Raw genomic sequence first — 2,453 nt, 5'->3', positions numbered from 1 at the left:
CCGGATCGACACCATCCTGCGTGGCCGCGAGCGCATGCGCCGCGCCGGCTCCTGTCTCGGACTTGGCTGCCGCGTCGGCCTGCAGTGCCTGCGCGGCGGGCGTCTGCGTCTGGGCCGGCGCGGCCGCGAGTGTGCCCTTCACGTCGGCGAGCGCCTTGTCGAAAGTCGGCATCTTCGGCGTGAGCGGCGCGGCAGTGGTGGCCGCGGTCTGCTGCGGGGCCGCGGCGCCGGTGGTGGTCGGCAGCGCGACGCCGCTCGCGCCGCCCGAGAGTTTCTCGAGCGCCGCATGCAGCGCGTCGCGGCTCGTCGCCGGCTCGGCATGGCCCGCAGCGGACGCCAGGTCGCTCGTGCGCGCAAGCATGTCGGCCGACGGTGCGTCGGTCATGGACGTCGCGGAGGTCGTGGACGTCGTGGACGTCGTGGACGTCGTCGACGTTGAGGAGGCCGTGCCGTCAGGGCGCGCCTGCAATTGTGCCTGTATGGCAACCGCGGCGGCGAGCGCGGCCGCGTCCGGGTTGGTGGCGGCGGTCTTGTCGTCGGACGGGCCGGATGATTTCGTGCTGTCGGTGGCCTTCGACGTCGCGTCGTCGGCCGCGCGCCGTAGCGATGCGGCAACCGATGCACCGGACGCGCCGGACGCATCCGTCGCGGCCGCCGCCGCGCGCTGCGTCGCGACGCTTTGCTGCAGCGTTCGCGCGAACGGCACCGGCGCGGCGCTCGCGCCGCCGTTGGACGCAGACGCCGACACGTCAGTCGCGTCCGTCTTGCGGGCGCCCTTGAGGGCGGAAGCGGCGGTATCGATCAGCGTACCGAGCATGGACAGGGAAGGCATGGCGTTCTCTCGTGCGAATCGTGTGAATCGTGCGAATCCGGTGGGCGGTTACGTCGACCTGGCCGCGTCGGCCCGCATCCGCAGCACCTTCGCGGCATGCTCGTCGGCCTCGCGCTGTTCGCGCTTCGCGGCGCGGTTCGCTTCCTGCGCGACGCCGCGCGCCTGCAGGATCTCGTACGACCCGACCGTGCGTTTCTGCTGCTGCCAGTGCGGGCGCGCCTCGTCGATGCGCGCGTCGGCGGCGGCCAGCGCGCCGCGCTGCTGCGCGATCGCCGCGTCGAGCGTGTCGAGGAACGCCTGGAAATTCCGCCAGTTGCCGGCGGGCATCCCATGCTGCGCGGATTGCGCGAAGCGCGTGTGGTATTCGTCGCGGTAGCGCAGCAGCGCATCGAGCTGGTCGGCGGCCGCGGTGCGGTCGCGCTGCGCGTGCCCGAGCTGCCGGGTCGCCTCGTCGAGGTTTTCCTGCGCGCGGTCGAGCAGGATCTGCAGGGGAAAGCCTTGAGCCATCAGCTTCAACCTCCGTTGGAGTCGAACAGCGCATCGAGCCCGGCGAGACTCGACGCGAACGGTGCGCATTCGCGGAAGCCCTGCTGCAGGAATGCTTCGATGCGCGGATAGAGCGCGATCGCGCGGTCGAGCTGCGCGTCGCGGCCCGGCGCATACGCGCCCACCGCGATCAGGTCGCGGTTGCGCTGGTAGCGCGACAGCATCTGCTTGAACTGGCGCACGCGATCGAGATGCGACTCGTCGATCAGCGCGGTCATCGCACGGCTGATCGACGCCTCGATGTCGATCGCCGGATAGTGGCCGGCCTCGGCGAGCGCGCGCGACAGCACGACGTGGCCGTCGAGGATCGCGCGCGCCGAATCGGCGATCGGATCCTGCTGGTCGTCGCCTTCCGTCAGCACCGTGTAGAACGCGGTGATCGAGCCGCCGCCTTCCGGCCCGTTGCCGGTGCGCTCGACGAGCGCGGGCAGCTTCGCGAACACCGACGGCGGATAGCCCTTGGTCGCGGGCGGCTCGCCGATCGCGAGCGCAATCTCGCGCTGCGCCATCGCGTAGCGGGTCAGCGAATCCATCAGCAGCAGCACGTGCTTGCCCTGGTCGCGGAAATACTCGGCGAGCGACGTCGCGTACGCGGCGCCCTGCATCCGCAACAGCGGCGACACGTCGGCCGGCGCCGCGACGACGACCGAGCGCGCAAGCCCGTCCTCGCCGAGAATCTGCTCGATGAATTCCTTCACTTCGCGGCCGCGCTCGCCGATCAGCCCGATCACGATCACCTCGGCGCTCGTGTAGCGCGCCATCGTGCCGAGCAGCACCGACTTGCCGACGCCGGAGCCCGCGAACAGGCCCATCCGCTGGCCACGGCCGACGGTGAGAAGCGCATTGATCGCGCGCACGCCGACGTCGAGCACGTGATGGATCGGCTCGCGCTCGAGCGGGTTGATCGACGGCGCGGACAACGGCGCGTCGACCTTCGACGCCAGCGGGCCGAGGCCGTCGAGCGGCCGGCCCGACGCGTCGACGACGCGCCCGAGCATGTTCCAGCCGACCGGCAGCCGCTTCGCGCCCGCGAGCGGGTCGGCGATCGGCGCGGTTTCGCGCGGCCACACGCGCG

At 71.7% G+C, this 2,453-nt stretch carries 2 protein-coding genes and 1 pseudogene; all 3 read right to left on the bottom strand.

Translation table 11 applies throughout. From position 1 onward, the window contains the following. Positions 1 to 832 (bottom strand): annotated as a pseudogene (locus G3N94_RS40835) (flagellar hook-length control protein FliK); the annotation flags it as partial. Positions 833 to 880: 48 nt separating this feature from the next. Further along, positions 881 to 1,339 carry a flagellar export protein FliJ gene (gene fliJ, locus G3N94_RS40830; protein ID WP_205799837.1) on the bottom strand — a complete coding sequence of 153 codons (459 nt, stop codon included), beginning with the start codon at positions 1,337 to 1,339 and terminating at the stop codon, positions 881 to 883. A gap of 5 nt (positions 1,340 to 1,344) precedes the next feature. Continuing rightward, positions 1,345 to 2,453, bottom strand: a 1,109-nt coding sequence (locus G3N94_RS40825) for a FliI/YscN family ATPase (protein WP_205799836.1), incomplete at its 5' end; no start/stop codon positions are given.

The organism is Burkholderia sp. Ac-20353 (genome assembly GCF_017104785.1).
Lineage (GTDB): Bacteria > Pseudomonadota > Gammaproteobacteria > Burkholderiales > Burkholderiaceae > Burkholderia.
The sequence above is the reverse complement of the archived record's forward strand: the minus strand, read 5'-3'. Positions and strand labels throughout refer to the sequence as shown.

Bases quoted from the DNA above. Each gene is read 5' to 3' on its own strand.
- fliJ (WP_205799837.1), bottom strand. From the start codon at position 1,339: ATGGCTCAAGGCTTTCCCCTGCAGATCCTGCTCGACCGCGCGCAGGAA.